Consider the following 17,565-nt stretch of genomic DNA (forward strand, 5'->3'; position numbering starts at 1 on the left):
CCGGCATGAAACGCTATCTGTACCTCGCACACCGCTGGCTGGGCATCGGGCTCGGTCTGTTCGTCCTGCTCTGGATCGTCAGCGGCGTGGTGATGCTCTTCGTCGGCTACCCCAAGCTGACGCCAGAGGAGCACCTTTCACGCCTGCAGCCGCTAAGTGCCGATTGCTGCATCGCGCCGCGTGCCGCGCTTGCCGCCAGTGGCGATCCGCGCACCCCGCTCAGCCTGCGCCTGACCGGTGCCGGCGGCTCGCCGCGCTACCTGCTGGACTACGGCGACGGGCCGCTGCTGGCGGTCGATGCACGCAGCGGCCGGCGGATCGAGCACATTGGCGCTGCCGAGGCACTAGCCAGTGCGCGGCAGTTCGCGGACGGTGCCGAGGTGCGCTTGCTCGATCGGGTCGAGGAGGATGCCTGGACGCGCAACCATGCCCTGGCCCGCGAGCGACCGCTGTATCGCTTGCAGGCGGACGATGCCGAAGGTCGGCTGCTCTACGTCTCCAGCCACAGCGGGCTGGTGGTGCGCGATGCCAGCGCCCACGAGCGGGCCTGGAACCTGCTGGGCGCCTGGCTGCACTGGCTCTATCCGTTGCGCGAGGTGATGCCGAAGGCCGCCTGGTCGCCGCTGCTGGTCTATGGCGCCCTGCTCGGCGCGGTGCTGGTGCTGCTGGGCATGCTGATCGGCCTGCTGCGCTGGCGCTTCACCGGGCGCTACCGCAACGGATCGCACTCGCCCTACCCGGCTGGCGCCAGCCGTGTGCACCACGTCGGCGGTCTGCTGGTCGGCGTCGTGCTGCTGGTCTGGCTGGTCAGCGGCATGCTGTCGATGGAGCCCTGGGGGTTGTTCGAGAAACGCTCGACCATCGATGCCGCCGCGCTAAGAAACGCACCGCTGAACGCTGGGGCGGTCAAGACTGACCTTGCCTCTGCGCTGGCCCGATTCCGCGCGGCTGGTTTCGAAGCGGTGGAACTGCAGTGGCATATGCTCGGCGATCAGCCCTATCTGCTCGGCCTCGATGCCAGGGGCGAGACGCGCATTCTGCCCGCCGCATCCGCCGGGCCGGCGCAGGAACACCTTGAGCGCGCGGTACTGGAGCGCCAGGTCCGCGAGGCCTGGCCGGAGCAGTCGCTGCGCTTCGAATGGCTGGAACAGGAAGATTTCCACTACTACGCCCGCAGCGAACCGAGCCTCTACAGCCATCTACCGCGACGGCTGCCGCTGCTGCGGGTGCGTTTCGACGATCCGGCCGCAACCTGGCTGCATCTCGACCCTTACAGCGGCACCGTCATCGAGCAGCTGGACCAGCGCCGGCGTGCCGTGCGCTGGGTGTTCAAGCTGCTGCACAGCTGGGATTGGCTGCCCTTGCTGCAACGGCCGCGGATGCGTGACGGCCTGCTGCTGGCGTTCAGCGCCGGCATGCTGGCGATCGCCATCAGTGGCGTGCTGTTGGGCTGGCGTCGCCTGCGTGGTCGGCCACGGCGCGTCAGGCCACGGGCCGCGCCGGATGCCCGGCCGTCGCGGCTGGCCGGGACAACTTCGGCGGACGATTCGATGCAACGATGACGGAGCACCTGACTCAAACGACTACATTTCCCTTAGCACAGCGGGAACCGACGTCGAATGAGCACCCCAGACGATAGCTATATCCAGTGGCTGGTGGACCAGTCCATGTTGCACGCGGCGCGCGAGCGGTCGCGCCTCTATGCCGGCCAGGCGCGGCTCTGGCAGCGGCCCTACGCCCAGGCGCGGCCGCGCGATGCCAGCGCCATCGGCTCGGTGTGGTTCACCGCCTACCCGGCAGCCATCATCACCCCCGAGGGCGGTACGGTGCTCGAAGCGCTGGGTGACGATCGCCTGTGGAGCGCGCTCTCCGAGCTGGGTGTGCAGGGCATCCACAATGGCCCGATGAAGCGCTCTGGTGGTTTGAGCGGACGCGAGTTCACGCCGACCATCGACGGCAACTTCGACCGCATCAGCTTCGATATCGACCCGAAGCTGGGCACCGAAGAGCAGATGCTGCAGCTTAGCCGGGTCGCCGCCGCGCACAACGCCATCGTCATCGACGACATCGTCCCGGCGCACACCGGCAAGGGCGCCGACTTCCGCCTCGCGGAAATGGCCTACGGCGACTACCCGGGGCTGTACCACATGGTGGAGATCCGCGAGGAGGACTGGGAACTGCTGCCCGAGGTGCCGCCGGGACGCGATTCGGTCAATCTCGAACCGCCGGTCGTTGATCGCCTGCATGAAAAGCACTACATCGTCGGCCAGTTGCAGCGGGTGATCTTCTTCGAGCCCGGCATCAAGGACACCGACTGGAGCGCCACCGGGGAAGTCACCGGGGTCGACGGCAAGGTCAGGCGCTGGGTCTACCTGCACTATTTCAAGGAAGGTCAGCCGTCGCTGAACTGGCTCGATCCGACGTTCGCCGCCCAGCAGCTGATCATTGGCGATGCCCTGCATGCCATTGATGTGGCCGGCGCCCGCATGCTGCGCCTGGATGCCAACGGCTTCCTCGGCGTCGAGCGGCGTGCCGAGGGCACCGCCTGGTCCGAAGGCCACCCGCTGTCGGTCACCGGCAACCAGCTGCTCGCCGGCGCGATCCGCAAGGCCGGGGGCTTCAGCTTCCAGGAACTGAACCTGACCATCGACGACATCGCCGCCATGTCCCACGGCGGTGCCGACCTGTCCTACGACTTCATCACCCGTCCGGCCTATCACCACGCGCTGGTGACCGGCGACACCGAGTTCCTGCGCATGATGCTGCGCGAGGTGCACGCCTTCGGCATCGACCCGGCCTCGCTGATCCATGCACTGCAGAACCACGACGAGCTGACCCTGGAACTGGTGCATTTCTGGACGCTGCACGCCTACGACCACTACCACTACAAGGGCCAGACGCTGCCCGGCGGACACCTGCGCGAGCTGATCCGTGAGGAGCTGTACGAACGGCTGACCGGCGAGCATGCGCCCTACAACCTCAAGTTCGTCACCAACGGCGTGGCCTGCACCACCGCCAGCGTGATCGCGGCGGCGCTGAATATCCGCGATCTGGACGCCATCGGCCCGGCTGAAGTGGAGCAGATCCAGCGCCTGCATATCCTGCTGGTGATGTTCAATGCCATGCAGCCCGGCGTGTTCGCCCTCTCCGGCTGGGATCTGGTCGGCGCCCTGCCGCTGGCGCCCGAGCAGGTCGAGCACCTGATGGGCGACGGCGATACCCGTTGGATCAACCGCGGCGGCTATGACCTGGCGGACCTGGCACCGGAGGCATCGACGTCCGCCGAAGGCTTGCCGAAAGCCCGCGCCTTGTATGGCAGCCTGGCCGAGCAGCTGCAGAGCACCGGTTCCTTCGCCTGCCAGCTCAAGCGCATCCTCAGCGTGCGCCAGGCCTACGACATTGCCGCGAGCAAGCAGATCCTGATTCCCGATGTGCAGGCGCCGGGGTTGCTGATCATGGTTCACGAGCTGCCGGCCGGCAAAGGCGTGCAGATCACCGCGCTGAACTTCAGCGCCGAGACCATCAGCGAAACCGTCTGCCTGCCCGGCGTGGCGCCCGGCCCGGTGGTGGACATCATCCACGAGCGCGTTGAAGGTGACCTCACCGAGAACTGCGAGCTGACCTTCAACCTCGACCCTTACGAAGGCCTGGCCCTGCGGGTGGTGAGCGCGGCATCGCCGGTGATCTGAAGGCCCTCTTCGCGAGCCCCGGGCGCACAGCTATAGTGCGCACCGGCCCGGGGCTCGCCCTCGCCTTCGAGGACTTCGCGTGTCGTTCACCCCGCTTCTTCGCCGCCTTTCCCTGCTGCTCGCCTGCATGGCGTGGGTCGGCGCTCCGGCTCTGGCACAGACGGCCTGCCCGCCCGGCCAGCAGCCGATCTGCCTGAGCGGCAGCTGCCTCTGCGTGCCCGGCTCGGCAAGCGACACCCAAGCCGTTTACGACCGTGTGCAGCGCATGGCCGCGCTGGCGCTGCAGAACTGGATTCAGCAATCGCGGGATCGTCTGATGGCCGGCGGCGTCGAGCCGATGCCGCTGTATATCCGTTCGCAGCTCGAACCCTTCTTCGATCTCGCGGTGCTGGAAAGCGCGCACTACCGCGTCGGCGACGAAGTGGCGCTGAATGCCGGCAACACCCTGCTGCGCAATCCGGACGTCAACGCCGTGACCCTGATCGACGTCATCGTCTTCCGCCACGCCAGCGATGCGCAGGACAACGTCGCGCTCTGGGCCCATGAGCTCAAGCACGTCGAACAGTATCTGGATTGGGGCGTCGCCGAGTTCGCCCGACGCTATACGCTGGACCACCGCGCCGTGGAACAGCCGGCCTATGCGCTGGAAATCGAGGTGGAAAAGGCGCTGGATGCGCCACGCTGAGCGATGCGCTCGCGCCGTGTCGGATGAGCGGCTCCCGGTTTCAGCGGATCGGATCGGCCGCGGCGCAGTCACATGCCAGACAGATACCGCCAACAGGAGCCGAGCCATGAGTGTGACCGTGACCAAGCTCGAAGGCGACGACATTCCCGAGCATCTGCGCCACCCGGATATCGCCATGGTCTATCGAGTCACCGATGCCGATGGCAACAGCCGCTACCTGACCGACGACGTCGAAGCCGCGCAGCTGGCGGTCAATATCAGTGACCGCCAGCAGCTAAAGCCCGACGCCTGACGCCGGGCATTGGTCCTCAGCCGGCCAGCACCGAATCCACCAGCGCCTTGGCCTCGGCCTGAATGCGCGCCAGGTGCGCTTCGCCTTCGAAGCTCTCGGCGTAGATCTTGTAGACGTCCTCGGTGCCGGATGGTCGCGCGGCGAACCAGCCGTTTTCCGTCTCCACCTTCAGCCCACCGATGGCCGCGCCATTGCCCGGTGCTTCGGTAAGGATGCGCGTGATTGGCTGGCCGGCCAGCTCCTTGGCGCTGACCTGCGAAGCCGAGAGTTTGCCCAGACGCGCCTTCTGCTCGCGGTTGGCCGCGGCGTCGATGCGCTGGTACACCGGCGCGCCGAAGCGGTCGGTGAGTGCCTTGTAGCGCTCGCTCGGGTCCTTGCCGGTGACTGCGGTGATTTCCGCGGCGAGCAGGCCGAGGATCAGCCCGTCCTTGTCGGTGGACCAGGCGCCGCCCTGCTTGTCGAGGAACGAAGCACCGGCCGATTCCTCGCCGCCGAAGCCCAGGCTGCCGTCCATCAGGCCGTCGACGAACCACTTGAAGCCCACCGGTACCTCCACCAGGCGACGCTCGATGCCGGCGGCGACGCGGTCGATCATCGACGAGGACACCAGCGTCTTGCCGATGCCGGCCTCGGCGCTCCAGCCCGGGCGATGGGTGAACAGGTATTCGATGGCCACCGCCAGGTAATGGTTGGGGTTCATCAGCCCGCCGGAGCGGGTGACGATGCCGTGGCGGTCGTGGTCGGTGTCGCAGGCGAAGGCCACGTCGAAGCGGTCCTTGTTCTCGATCAGCCCGGCCATGGCATGCGGCGAGCTGCAGTCCATGCGGATCTTGCCGTCCCAGTCTAGGCGCATGAAGCGGAAGGTCGGGTCGACCACCGTGGACAGCACCTCCAGCGGCAAACCGAAGCGCTCGGCGATGCGCGGCCAGTAGTGCACGCCGGCGCCGCCCAGCGGGTCGACGGCGAACTTCAGACCCGAGCCGCGGATGGCGTCGAGGTCGATCACCCGCTCCAGCCCGCCGACATAGGCGTCGATGAAATCGAAGCGCTGGGTGGTCGGGGCCTTCAGCGCCTGGCGGTAATCCATGCGCTTGACGCCCTCGAGACCGGCGACCAGCAGCGCATTGGCGCGCTCCTGAATCCATTTGGTCACCCCGGTGTCGGCCGGGCCGCCGTTGGTGGGGTTGTACTTGAAGCCGCCATCGCCCGGCGGGTTGTGCGACGGCGTGATGACGATGCCATCGGCCAGGCCGCTGGTGCGGCCGCGGTTGTAGCTGAGGATCGCGTTGGAGATCGCCGGGGTCGGTGTGTAGCCCGGCTCGCCGTTGGTTTCGCTGCAGCCGGCGTCGATGCGCGTCTCGATGCCGTTGGCCGCGAGCACTTCCAGCGCCGAGATGAACGCCGGTTCGGACAGCGCGTGGGTGTCCATGCCCATGAACAGCGGGCCGTCGATGCCTTCCTGGCGGCGGTAATCGCAGATCGCCTGGGTGGTGGCGAGGATATGCCACTCGTTGAAGCTGCCCTTGAGCGAGGAGCCACGGTGCCCGGAGGTGCCGAACGCGACCTGCTGCGCCGGGTCGGACGGGTCCGGCCGGTCGCTGTAGTAGCGCGCCACCAGGCGCGGCAGGTGGGTCAGGGTGTGCGGGTCGGGCAGGCGTCCTGCGTTGGCGGCGATACTCATCGGTCAGTCCTGTGCGAAAAGGCGGTACGTCGGCCCAAGCGGGCGTGGCGCGAAGCGAATGAAACGCCAGTCGGCGCCATTTATCCAGAGCTTCGACCGCATCAGCGCCGGCGGTTCCATACGCGGCGTTATCCAGCCTGCGACGCCACGGCGCAACCAGGGCCATGCGCGCTCGTCGCCCCGCCGGAACCTCCGCCGCAGCCCCCTTTCCACTGCTTAGCGGCTCGCGTTCGCGAGCCCGTGACCAGGAGGTTGTCACATGAACGTCGACGAGCGAATCCGCCAGCGCGCCTATGAGATCTGGCAAGCCGAAGGCCAGCCGGAAGGCAAGGAAAGCGAGCATTGGCAACAGGCCCGCGAGGAAATCGAACCCTTCTACAAGGAAGGCGACGCCGAGGCCGGCAGTGTGGAAAGCAGTGTGGCGATACCCATGCCGAAATCGGACAACATGCATTAACCACGCAGGCAGGGCGGCGAAGGCGCAGCAGGCGTCGTCCCGCCCGAATCTGCTGCCACGTTCTCACCCTTCCCATCCTCTGCCCCGGCGCGCTGGAGCCTGCCGCTGCGCGCTGCTAGAGTGCCGCCGCTTGCCAACCACCGGCTGACAGGACGTCTGCCCAGCCACCGCACAGGATGCCTCCATGAAAAAGCTCGCACTCGCCGTTGCCGTACCTCTGGCCCTCTTCGGCGCCGCCACCTTCTACACCAGCACCCAGGTCGAATCGACCGCCCGTGATGCCGTCGACCAGGCCAACCTCAAGCTGCGCGAGATGGGCGTCGGCGCCGGTGCCGAGGTCGGCCTCACCCTGCTGAGCTTCGAACGCGGCCTGCTCTCCAGCACCGCGCGTTACCAGATCGACATCGAAGTGGCGGACGACGAAGGCAACACCGAACACTACGCCCTGCTGCTGCAGGATCGCCTCGAGCACGGCCCCTTCCCCGTCTCCCGTCTGAGCCGCGGTCAGCTGATGCCGGTCGCCGCGCAGAGCCATTTCGAACTCGAACGCACGCCGCTGACGCAGAAGCTGTTCGATGCCGCCTCCGGCGAAGTGCCGCTGGTGGGTGACGTGACCATCGGCTACGACGGCGGCCAGGCCGGCGATCTGCGCACCGCCGCGCTGAACATCGAGGACGAAGACGGCAGCGTGCGCATCGCACCGGCCAACCTCAACTTCGAGGCGAACAAGGCCGGCAGCGACGTACGCATGGACGGTGAACTGGCGGAAGTCGACATCGACCTGCAGCGCAGCGACAGCGGCCAGCCGGTACAGGTGAGCCTGCGCGGCATCGGCCTGAGCGCCGACAAGCAGGACTATGACGCGGGCTTCGGCTTCGGCCCGTCCGCCATCACCCTGGAACGCATGGAGATCAAGGCCGGCGACGAACCTGCCGTGGTCATCCAGCAGGCCTCCGTCGAGGAGTCGCTGAGCCGCGGCAGCCGTGGCCTCGACCAGACCATCGCCTACCGCATCGGCGAGGTCAGCGCCAAAGGCCAGGCCTTGCGCAACCTCACCCTCGCCTTCAGCCTGCGCAACCTCGAGGAAAGCAGCCTCAAGGCGCTGGTCGCGAGCTACAAGGAAATTCTCGACAGCAGCGCCACCCCGCAGGAATCCTTCGCCGGCATCACCGCCGCCCAGCAGCAGGAACTGCAGGCGCACGGCCTGCAGTTGCTGGAACACAAACCCACCCTGGCCCTCGACGAGTTCGGCTTCGAGACCGCCCACGGTTCGGCCCGCCTGTCCGTCGTGCTCGACCTGCAATCGCCGAGCACAGAAGCCTTCACCCCGGATGCGATGATCACCAGCATGCTCGCCTCGCTCAAGGCCGAAGCCGGTATCGACAAGGACCTGGTGCGCGACATCGCCGGGCTGGTCGCGCAGAACAACCAGCCTGACGGCCAGCTCGATAAGGCGGCACTGCAGCAGGAAACCGACGCCGCCACCGAGCTGTTCAGCGGCATGGCGCTGGACACCGGCTGGTCGCGCCTGGAAGGCGAACGCCTGGTCAGCTCGCTGCATTACGCTGACAACCGGGTGACCTTCAACGGCCGCGAAATGAGCGTGCAGGAATTCATCGGCTTCGCCTTCGGTTCGGCGCAGAACGCCGGTCTGCTCGGCCAGTAAGCGCCAGCCTGCGGATGCGTCCGCAGTGACAGAAAACTCCGCGGCCCTGTTCAGCACCTCGCTGGGCAGGGCCGTCTGGTTCTGGGCCGGCTGCGGCCAGCCCGACCCGCTTCATCATCCTGAACCGCCCTTCCCCAGCCGGCCATGCGACCGCGATCCGCGCGACCGCTGCCTGCATCGCATGCCACCCGCCCGTCTGCGCGAATGACCCACGCGTCGGTCGTATTCGCCTGCGCTCCGTCAGGTGGCTGGAACCATCATCGCCCTCGCCGCCTCTGCTGAATATGACAGATGCGCCCGGTGGAGCCGGGACTTGGCCGATTCCGGCCTGACGCAGCGAGAAGCACACGCTCATTCAAACCATGCAGACCCCGGCCGGCGGCAAACCACCCTGCCGGGGATTCATTCAAAGGGCCCGTTTGTCCGATGACGCAGACGCTCAATTATCAGGCGATATTCGAAGCCGTCCCCAACCTGCACCTGATCCTGGCGCCTGACCGGGACTTCACCATCCTCGCCGCGAGCGATGCGCAACTGCGCGCCACTCATACGCGCAGGGAAGGAAGCATCGGCAGACCGGTCTTCGACGTGTTCCGCAAGAACCCGGACGATCCGACCGAGTTCGGCACCAGCGTACTGCGCGATTCACTCGAACGCGTGGTGCGTACCCGTGCGCCGGATCGCATGGCGATCACTCGCTATGACATCCCGCGGCCTACTGCGCAGGGCGGCGGCTTCGAGCTGCGCTACTGGCGGCCTTTGAACGTGCCGGTGCTCGATGAGCAGGGCGAGCTGCTCTACATCATCCACCAGGTCGAAGACGTGACCGAGGAAGTCAGGCGCCAGAAGAAGGCCAGTCTCAGCCACTCCGAAGAGCTCTTTCGCGCAGCGCTGCTCGCCTCCGGTACCGGCACCTTCACCTGGTTGCTCAGTGATGGCAGCCTCAGCCTGGACAGTGCGCTGGAGCAGCTCTTCCGCCTGCCGCTCGGGCTGAAGGTGGCCAACGTCGATGCCTTCGTCGAGCAGGTCCATCCCCAAGACCGCGCCGATGTGCGGCTGGCCTTCGAACACTACGCCAGGGGCGATGACTACACCGCGGAGTTTCGTCTGCTGCGTACCGGCGCGGAGTGCTGGCTGGCCTGCAAGGCCAAGGCGTTCCGCGATGCTGATGGCAGGCTGGCCTACGTAGCCGGGGCCTGCACCGACATCAGCGCCCGCCGCCGTGCCGAAGACGCGCTGCGCGTCAGCGAGAACAGCCTGCGCCAGCTCAACGAGACCCTTGAAGCGCGGGTGGCCACCGAGGTCACCGAGCGCAGCCGCGCCGAAGAAGCCCTGCGCCAGGCGCAGAAGATGGAAGCCGTCGGCCAGCTCACCGGCGGTATCGCCCACGATTTCAACAACCTGCTGACCGGCATCATCGGTAGCCTCGACCTGATGCAACGGCGCCATCAGCGCAACGAGCCGCTGGAGCTGGAGCGCTACATCGGCGCCGCCGTGACGTCCGCCCAGCGCGCCGCCGCGCTGACCCAGCGGCTGCTGGCCTTCTCCCGGCAGCAGGCGCTGGACCTCAAGCCGGTCGACGTCAACCAGCTGGTGGCCTCGCTGGAAGATCTGCTGCATCGCACCACGGGTGAGAACATCACCATCGAGACGCGCCTCCGCGCCGGGCTGCTGCCCGCCTGCATGGACGTCAACCAGCTGGAAAGCGCGCTGATCAACCTCGTCATCAATGCGCGCGATGCCATGCCCTACGGTGGCCGCATCACCCTGTCCACCGCCAGCTTCACGATAGGCGACACGCCCGACCCAAAGAAACGCGGCATGAGCGCCGGCGAGTACGTGCTGCTCAGCGTCGCCGACACCGGCAGCGGCATGGCGCCGAATGTCATGAAGCGCGCCTTCGAGCCGTTCTTCACCACCAAGCCGATCGGCCAGGGCACCGGGCTCGGGCTGTCGATGGTGTATGGCTATATCAAGCAGGCCAAGGGCTACATCCAGATCGAATCCGAACCAGGTGTTGGCACCCGAGTGGATCTCTACCTGCCGGTGCATCACGGCGACGTCACCGCCCTCGCCCACGAACCCGAGCGCACACCCACGGGCACAGGTGAAACCATCCTGGTGGTCGAAGATGAGCCGGTGGTGCGCTCGCTGGTGGTCGAGGTGCTGAACGAGCTGGGCTATGAAACGCTGGAAGCCGGCGAGGCCAGCGAAGCGCTGCGCATCACCGAGAGCGAGCAGCGCATCGACCTGCTGGTCTCCGACGTCGGCCTGCCCGGCATGAATGGCCGGCAACTGGCCGACATCGCCCGCCAGCAACGCCCCGGCCTGAAAGTGCTGTTCGCCACCGGCTATGCCGAGAGCTTTGCCGCCAACGATTTTCTCGGCCCGGACATGGCGGTGATCACCAAGCCCTTCGCCATCGACGTCTTTGCCACCAAGGTTGGCGAGATGCTCGGCAACGGCTGAGGCGTGGCCGGCTACGCGCCCAGACGCTCGCTGAGAAAGTCGATGAAGCAGGCGATGCGCGAGGCCAGCGCGCTGTTGCGGTAGTACACCGCGTTGATCGGCTGGCGCACATCGACGCGCTGCGCCGCCAGCACCTCCACCAGCTCGCCGCGCTGGCGATCCTTGTCGGTCATGAAGTCGGACAGGCACGCCAGCCCTTCGCCGGCCAGCGCCAGTTCACGCGCCGTATCGCCGCTGGAGACACGCAGCGCCGGCGTCATCCGCCAGCTTTCCCCCAGCGCATGGCGCAGCGGCCAGTCGTTGAGCCGGTCCGGCTCGGTAAAGCCGATCAGGCTGTGATCCGCCAGGTCCCCGACCTGCTGCGGCACGCCATGCCGCTGCAGATAGGCCGGGCTCGCCAGCACCCGGCGCATGGTGTGGCACAGCGGCCGCGCATGCAGGCTGGAATCCGGCAGCGGGCCGATGCGGATGGCCAGGTCGGTGCGCCGCTCCAGCAGGTCGATGATGCGGTCGTCGCTGTACAGCTCCAGCTCGATCTGCGGGTAGCGTGCGCGAAATTCGCCGATCAGCGGCGCGATCACATGCAGCATGAACGGCGAAGCGGTGTTGACCCGCAAGCGGCCCGCTGGCGTCTGCCGCCGCAGCGCCATCTGCTCCTCGGCCTCCTCCACGCTGGCCAGAATGCGCCGCGCCTGCGCCAGGAACACCTCGCCCTCCTCGGTCAGCTCGAGGCGCCGCGTGGTGCGGCGCAACAGCGTCACTGCCAGCTTGTCCTCCAGCCGACTCAACGCCCGGCTGACGCCCGAAGCGGTCTGTTCCAACTGCACGGCAGCGGCGCTGATCGAGCCACTGTCGACCACGCTGACAAAGGCGAGCATTTCGTCGAGGTTGGTTTTCATCGGTGAGGTCGCATCGAAGGGCTGGCGGAAAGCAACGAGTCTGGCGGCAGCGCCGCGTGGCGGCAACCGGGCCGGCGCGGGCCCCCGGCGGCGTATCCGTCGATCAGTCGCCGGTGAAGGGTGCCACGGCCTCAAACGCCCTTTTCGTTCGGCCCCGGCACATTCACCCCGTCCAGCGTGGAACGGCTGTCGCCGGCGCCATCGGTGATCACGCTGAAACTGCCATCGGTCTCCAGCACCACCGCCTCGATCCCATCCAGCGCGGCCAGCCCCTGGCTGCGCGCGGCGGCCCGCACCTCGTCCTCGGTCACCCGCGCCACACGCAGAGCATCGCCGAGAAAACGCCCGCGATAGAACAGCAGCGCCGGCTCGCCCGTCATCGTACGCCGCACCCACGCCACCCGCACGCTGGACCAGGTGACGGCATACTGCAGCCCGATCAACAGCGCGAACGCCAGCACCCCCTCGGCCAGCGACACATTGCGATTGAGCAGAATCGTCGCGAACGTCGAACCCAACGCCACGGTCACCACCAGATCGAACGCATTCATCTTCGACAACGTCCGCCGCCCCGACAGGCGCAACAGCAACACCAGACTGATATAGGCCAGCACGCCCACCACCAGCGTGCGTATCAACGTCGTTGCGCTACTGAAAAACAAGCCTTCCACGATCACCTCCGCAACTGAGCCATGCAGGGTGGACAGGGTAGGTGGGCGGAAAGTGCATACGGCGCCAGTGACCGCGCGTCAGGCGACGGCGTGAAAACCGAGGATTAATCCATCGTCTGCTTTACCCATACGGAAGCAGTGGCTAATGTGCCATCACGCGCAGCAACTGCGCACTCGATCACGGTTCCGCTGCGACGCTACGGTCTGCACCGGTCCGCTACCAAGGAGGGTATAGATGGCGCGCTTTTTTCCTGTCCGCTCGCAATGCCAGTTCGACACACCCGGTGAGCGGCGTTTTGCCGAGCGGCTGGAAAAACTGCTGGAAGACGATTACCTCTGCTGGAGCAACGTGCCGGTCGGGCCCAAGGCCCGCTATCCGGATTTCGTCGTTCTACATCCGAAGCGCGGCATCCTGGTGCTTGAGGTCAAGGACTGGAAGCTCGCCACCATCCAGAGCATGACCCGCGGCAAGGTCATCCTGCACACCAGCAGCGGCATCAAGACCGTCGCCAACCCCATGCTGCAAGCCCGCTCCTATGTCATGGAAGTGGACCTGGCCCTCAAAAAAGACCCACTGCTGCGACAAAGCAAAAGTTCGCCCCGCCCAGGTGACCTGATCATGCCGTGGGGCTGGGGCGTGGTGCTCACCAATATCACTCGACGTCAGTTCGAGCAGACCGACCTGCACGACGTGCTCGACCCGCAGCGCGTCATCTTTCAAGACGAGATGACCGAAACCGCCGACCCCGAAGCCTTCCAGCAGCGCCTGTGGAACATGTTTCCCCACGTCTTCCCCTGCACCCTGACGCTGCCGCAGATCGACCGCGTGCGTTACCACCTCTACCCCGAGGTTCGCGTCAGCGCCCTGCCCGGCCAGTTCGGTCTGTTCGCCGAAAGCGACGCACCGATCCCGAGCCTGATCAAGGTGATGGACCTGCAGCAGGAACAACTCGCCCGCTCACTCGGCGAAGGCCACCGCGTGATCCACGGTGCGGCCGGTAGCGGCAAGACCATGATCCTCGGCTACCGCTGCGAGCAGCTGGCCAGGGTCTCGCCCAAGCCGATTCTGGTGCTCTGCTTCAATCGCTCGCTGGCCGGGCGCCTGCGCCAGGTGCTTGTGGAAAAGGGGCTGGGTGAGAAGGTCAGCGTGCAGCATTTCCACGGCTGGTGCTCGGAAATGCTGGCGACCTACAACGTCGACAAACCGAAATGGAGCCCGTCCGCGGATCGCTACGCCGCGCAGCTGGTAGAGAACACCATCGACGGCGTCGACCGTGGGCAGATTCCCCGCGCGCAGTACTCTGCCGTGCTGATCGACGAAGGCCACGATTTCGCGCCGGAGTGGTTCAAGCTCATCGTGCAGATGGTCGATCCGGCGACCAACGCGCTGCTGGTGCTCTATGACGATGCCCAGTCCATCTACCGCGGCAAGGGCAAGAAAACCGGGCTGAACTTCAGCTTTGCCAGCGTCGGCATCCAGGCCCAGGGCCGCACCACCATCCTCAAGCTCAACTACCGCAACACGCTGGAAGTGCTCTCCGTCGCCCGCGCCTTCGCCACCGAACTGCTATCAGGCCGCGACGCAGGCGAAGACGGCGTCCCCATCATCGTCCCCGAAAGCGCCGGCCGCCGCGGCGCCTTCCCCGAGCTCATCCAATGCGAAGGCCATTGGCAGGAATGGGACTGCCTCGTCACCCGCATCCGCGACGAACAGGCCAATGGCCGAGTGCTGAGCGACATGGCCATCATCTACCGCAGCAGCTCCCAAGCCCAGGCAGCAGAACATGCCCTGACCCAGGCGGGTATCGCCTACGCCTCCGGCGCCAACTCAAAAGCCCGCAGCGAACTCTACGGCAGTGAAGACAGCGTCAAGATCGTCAGCATGCACTCCAGCAAAGGCCTGGAGTTCGGGCTGGTGCTGATACCCGGCTTAGGCGAAATGCCGAAGAAGGGCGAAGCGGAAGCGGATGAAGCGCGGTTGCTGTATGTGGCGATGACAAGAGCGATTGATCGGTTGGTGATGACCTACCAAGAGCACTCAGATTTTACGAAGCGAGTGCAGGAGGCGATTGGCGGGGTGAAGGAAGGGCTTGGGGCGATGCAGGAGGGTTGTGCATGAATGAAAATAAATCTGTTCTGTTTTTTCACCCGAACCTGGCCGAATAGTATGAGGTATAAAATTCCGGGCAGGTGCCGACACCTTTGGAGAACCCGCCCTAGAGCTGTTCGGCTAGTTGGCGAGGGAATGTTATGCACCAGTTCCGTCGGTCGTCTTATACACCAGTTGGTGTCTAATTATAGCTATACGCACAGAGAATCACATGTACACTCAAGTCTTAACGAAATAGAAATTAAGCCCTGCTGAAATGAAATTAATTTTTGAAGAAGTCGTCCCATTACATAAAAACTAAATTATAAAGCACGCACAATGGCTCGATGCTGACCTTGAGTTAGAGTACTTAAGTGAATTCGAAGAAATTTCCGAACTCTTTCCAAGCTGGCCATGTTCACTAAAAGCCTATGCGTACAAATTCAAAGATCTGCCAACGAAATAATTTCTAGCCTCAACATTCCAGAGGAAGAAAAAAGAATTGCATGGTTCAACTTAGTACAAATCTTTGCGGTTTTCGGCCCAGAACACATATCCAAGTGAAGCGTATAACAAGTCGCTCAAATCCGCTCACTTCGTTCGCTGGGACGGGCTAAAGCCCGCCCCTTAGCTTATCGTTAGGCATCAGAATTCAACCGTCTCGCTCGCCACCCGCAAAAAACAGGACCCTTCTCCATGTCTCCAAAGATATTTCTGAGCCACAACTACAACGACAAGCCCTTGGTCGAACCCGTCGCATTAAGGCTGTCTGACATCTTTGGCCAACAAGACGTTTTTTACGACTCGTGGTCCATTCACCCTGGCGATGGGATTATTGACCAAATGAGCAGGGGTCTTGAAGCCCCAGAATTCGTCTTCTTCTTCGTATCCGCGACCAGCCTCGCAAGTGGCATGGTTAAGTTGGAGTGGCAAAACGCTCTTTACGCGGCGAGTAAGGGGAAGACCCGCCTCGTACCTATTCGAGTCGATGGCAGCGACATGCCCGCTGTTCTAAGGCAGACACTATTTATCGACATGCACACCATAGGTCTTGAGGCAGCGATAGCTCAGATTGTCAGCGTTGCCCAAGGAAGCGCTTCTTTTACGCCGCAACACCAAGGCTTCTCGAATCTAACCTATTCGATAGCCACACCGAACGACAACACAATTGAAATTACAGTCCATGCCTCCCACATGATGGAGCCAAATCCGAATTTCGCCTTCCCTGTCATGAACGAGAAGGACGAGATTTCTTGGTGGATAAAAGGGCACCCTGGAATAAACAGCTTGTTCAGAGCGAACGCCTTTCAACTGAACGAAGGCGGGACAGCCAACGCTGTGATCATGAGGCCGATGTCCAGTTCACTTACTCCCACTCACCCGTTGACCTTTCAGTTTCACAGGCAAGGGACGAAACCAATAAACTTGATCGATGTCTTGCACGACAAAGGAAATGATCAGTGGGCCAAGGTTCCTCTTATGTCGCAGTAGTCGAATTAAGTCCATAAGCGATGCCTAACCATTCGCTCCAGCGGACGGCTTCGCCGCCCGCTGAGCTCAAACGTTAGAGTTGCCATTTGCCCGAGGTGCTACATGAATACAAAAAAGCAACACATGCTTAAAGCATTTATCCTACTGCTACCAATTTATTCAATAAGCTGCCTTGCTAACCAATCCGCAGCATATGATGACGCACAGGCCCTAGGCGCATGTGCAGGTATGCTGGAATTCACTAGCCAAATTTTGGCTGCACAAGGAAAGCCTGCAAGTGCAGAAAACTTCCATCAAAAAGCCAATGGCTGGAGGATCGCCACAATGGGCGCTCTTTCCGAAGCCAACTGGAAACCTGAGAATATAAACTCTACAGCTGACTCAATTTATAATTCAGCATTAACAAACTGGCAATCCAAGATTGAACGGAATGACCCAGATATCATCTCCGCCCTTGAACTCTCCGCCAGTAAATGCCAAGAAATTAACGAAAAACAAGAAAGCTACAGAAAAGCTATGAAGCAGAAACTATCAACAAATTAAATAGCAGAACTCTAACAAACGGTTCAAATCGTTCGCTGCACTCACTGGGACGGGCTAAAGCCCGCCCCCTTAACCAAACGTTAGCGAGGTAGCCCGGACGTAACGCGTGGAAAAGGCTTCGCCGTTTTCCACCCTACGCATGCGCGCTGTCGGCAGAGGAGGCTGAGTGGCGTAGCGAATCGATGGGCAGGGCAGGTGGTTGGCGAAACGCTCGCGGGCTCCGGGCGTCCAACCGGGATGCCGCGCCCGCGCGGTCGTATTGCGAACGACGTTCGCCCACCTCGCCACGAAGCAGACCTCCCCATGCTGTTCCGCCGTTTCGAAGTAAGCGTTCATTCCAAGACATCCTGCCATCCCGCTGACTTCCGCCCTAGAGTGACCTCGCATTCAACAACGCGAGGTTATTTCCATGAGAAAACACCGCACCGCAGAACAGTGGCAAGTCCTAATCGGTCAGCAGCGTGACAGCGGCCTGTCGGCCACGCAGTTCTGCAAGGAGCACAAACTCGGTTATGCCAGCTTCTGTAGTTGGCGCAAGCGCCTGTTGAGTCAGCCGGTCGGTGAGGCTGCGGATTCTGGTTATGCCAGCTTCCTGGATCTGTCATCGCTGATGGATGACTCGGCCTCTCCCGGAAGCGGCTGGAATATCGTGCTGAGCCTGGGTAATGGTGTTGAGCTAAGGCTGAGCCAGAGTAAGCGTTCATTCCAAGACATCCTGCCATCCCGCTGACTTCCGCCCTAGAGTGACCTCGCATTCAACAACGCGAGGTTATTTCCATGAGAAAACACCGCACCGCAGAACAGTGGTAAGCGTTCATTCCAAGACATCCTGCCATCCCGCTGACTTCCGCCCTAGAGTGACCTCGCATTCAACAACGCGAGGTTATTTCCATGAGAAAACACCGCACCGCAGAACAGTGGCAAGTCCTAATC

Annotated in this window: 14 protein-coding genes; 11 read left to right on the forward strand and 3 right to left on the reverse strand. The window is 63.6% G+C overall.

The annotated features are described in order from the left end of the window. The first annotated feature begins 5 nt into the window (after positions 1–5). The 4 genes from IEG05_RS16945 (at position 6) to IEG05_RS16960 (ending at position 4,666) form a co-directional block, all read left to right on the forward strand. A complete protein-coding gene (locus IEG05_RS16945; protein WP_191122421.1) occupies positions 6–1,562 on the forward strand; it encodes a PepSY domain-containing protein in 1,557 nt (518 codons plus the stop codon). A gap of 57 nt (positions 1,563–1,619) precedes the next feature. Further along, on the forward strand, positions 1,620–3,689 hold the full coding sequence (gene treS / locus IEG05_RS16950) for a maltose alpha-D-glucosyltransferase (RefSeq protein WP_191122422.1): 2,070 nt from the start codon (positions 1,620–1,622) through the stop codon (positions 3,687–3,689). 79 nt (positions 3,690–3,768) lie between these two features. Continuing rightward, complete coding sequence (locus IEG05_RS16955) at positions 3,769–4,374, forward strand: eCIS core domain-containing protein (RefSeq protein ID WP_191122423.1); 606 nt, start codon at positions 3,769–3,771, stop codon at positions 4,372–4,374. 106 nt (positions 4,375–4,480) lie between these two features. Further along, positions 4,481–4,666, forward strand: a complete 186-nt coding sequence (locus IEG05_RS16960; RefSeq protein ID WP_191122424.1) for a hypothetical protein — start codon at positions 4,481–4,483, stop codon at positions 4,664–4,666. Positions 4,667–4,682: 16 nt separating this feature from the next. Here the strand turns inward: IEG05_RS16960 and pgm are convergent, their stop codons facing one another. Continuing rightward, positions 4,683–6,347 (reverse strand): phosphoglucomutase (alpha-D-glucose-1,6-bisphosphate-dependent), encoded by a 1,665-nt coding sequence (gene pgm, locus IEG05_RS16965; RefSeq protein WP_191122425.1) that lies wholly within the window; start codon positions 6,345–6,347, stop codon positions 4,683–4,685. 259 nt (positions 6,348–6,606) lie between these two features. Between pgm and IEG05_RS16970 the strand changes: the two genes are divergently transcribed. From IEG05_RS16970 to IEG05_RS16980, 3 genes are all read left to right on the forward strand, one after another. Then, positions 6,607–6,804, forward strand: coding sequence for a DUF2934 domain-containing protein (locus IEG05_RS16970; protein ID WP_023446418.1), 198 nt, complete (start codon positions 6,607–6,609; stop codon positions 6,802–6,804). 184 nt (positions 6,805–6,988) lie between these two features. Further along, positions 6,989–8,470: a YdgA family protein gene (locus tag IEG05_RS16975; protein WP_191122426.1), complete on the forward strand. Its 1,482-nt coding sequence runs from the start codon at positions 6,989–6,991 to the stop codon at positions 8,468–8,470. Between the two features lie 426 nt (positions 8,471–8,896). Then, complete coding sequence (locus IEG05_RS16980; RefSeq protein ID WP_046621958.1) at positions 8,897–10,939, forward strand: ATP-binding protein; 2,043 nt, start codon at positions 8,897–8,899, stop codon at positions 10,937–10,939. 11 nt (positions 10,940–10,950) lie between these two features. Here the strand turns inward: IEG05_RS16980 and IEG05_RS16985 are convergent, their stop codons facing one another. Together IEG05_RS16985 and IEG05_RS16990 are read right to left on the reverse strand one after the other, a co-directional pair. Further along, a complete protein-coding gene (locus IEG05_RS16985; protein WP_046621956.1) occupies positions 10,951–11,838 on the reverse strand; it encodes a LysR substrate-binding domain-containing protein in 888 nt (295 codons plus the stop codon). Positions 11,839–11,969: 131 nt separating this feature from the next. Further along, on the reverse strand, positions 11,970–12,509 hold the full coding sequence (locus tag IEG05_RS16990) for a DUF421 domain-containing protein (protein ID WP_046621955.1): 540 nt from the start codon (positions 12,507–12,509) through the stop codon (positions 11,970–11,972). A 235-nt stretch (positions 12,510–12,744) separates the two neighbouring features. On the opposite strand from IEG05_RS16990, the gene IEG05_RS16995 reads away from it, so the two are divergent. The 4 genes from IEG05_RS16995 (at position 12,745) to tnpA (ending at position 17,362) form a co-directional block, all read left to right on the forward strand. Then, positions 12,745–14,628, forward strand: coding sequence for a 3'-5' exonuclease (locus IEG05_RS16995; RefSeq protein ID WP_191122427.1), 1,884 nt, complete (start codon positions 12,745–12,747; stop codon positions 14,626–14,628). A 666-nt stretch (positions 14,629–15,294) separates the two neighbouring features. Continuing rightward, positions 15,295–16,089, forward strand: coding sequence for a toll/interleukin-1 receptor domain-containing protein (locus tag IEG05_RS17000; protein ID WP_191122428.1), 795 nt, complete (start codon positions 15,295–15,297; stop codon positions 16,087–16,089). Between the two features lie 102 nt (positions 16,090–16,191). Then, on the forward strand, positions 16,192–16,632 hold the full coding sequence (locus tag IEG05_RS17005; RefSeq protein WP_191122429.1) for a hypothetical protein: 441 nt from the start codon (positions 16,192–16,194) through the stop codon (positions 16,630–16,632). Between the two features lie 409 nt (positions 16,633–17,041). Then, complete coding sequence (gene tnpA / locus IEG05_RS17010) at positions 17,042–17,362, forward strand: IS66 family insertion sequence element accessory protein TnpA (RefSeq protein WP_191122430.1); 321 nt, start codon at positions 17,042–17,044, stop codon at positions 17,360–17,362. Positions 17,363–17,565 lie beyond the last annotated feature (203 nt).

The organism is Stutzerimonas kunmingensis, from assembly GCF_014764705.1.
Taxonomy (GTDB): Bacteria; Pseudomonadota; Gammaproteobacteria; order Pseudomonadales; family Pseudomonadaceae; genus Stutzerimonas.